At 32.5% G+C, this 274-nt stretch carries 1 protein-coding gene; it reads right to left on the bottom strand.

What is annotated here, in order from left to right; genetic code table 11:
• A partial coding sequence (locus tag FDW96_RS02885; RefSeq protein ID WP_137365195.1) for an NUDIX domain-containing protein occupies positions 1 to 274 on the bottom strand: 274 nt, incomplete at both ends.

The raw sequence follows: 274 nt of genomic DNA, 5'->3' as shown, positions 1-274 counted from the left end.
GTGCAACTTCCTCAATATTTCCCGAAAATTTTTGAATATCATAAAATACTGCAATATGCTGATTAAAGTGAAAGTTTAGATAGTCCCAAGGATATTTAAAGCTAGTAATACCTATTTGATGGGACTGTAAAACAGTCAAACCTGTTTCTTCGTTAATTTCACGTTTAATCGCAACACTTAATTCTTCCCCATCTTCCAAACTACCCCCGGGTAGATCAAATCTATTAATATAAGGTCCTCCATTTTTTTTAATAACAACCAATCCTTTATTTTC

The sequence above is a fragment of the Citrobacter sp. TBCS-15 genome (assembly GCF_005280815.1).
Taxonomy (GTDB): Bacteria; Pseudomonadota; Gammaproteobacteria; order Enterobacterales; family Enterobacteriaceae; genus Citrobacter; species Citrobacter werkmanii.
The sequence above is the reverse complement of the archived record's forward strand: the minus strand, read 5'-3'. Positions and strand labels throughout refer to the sequence as shown.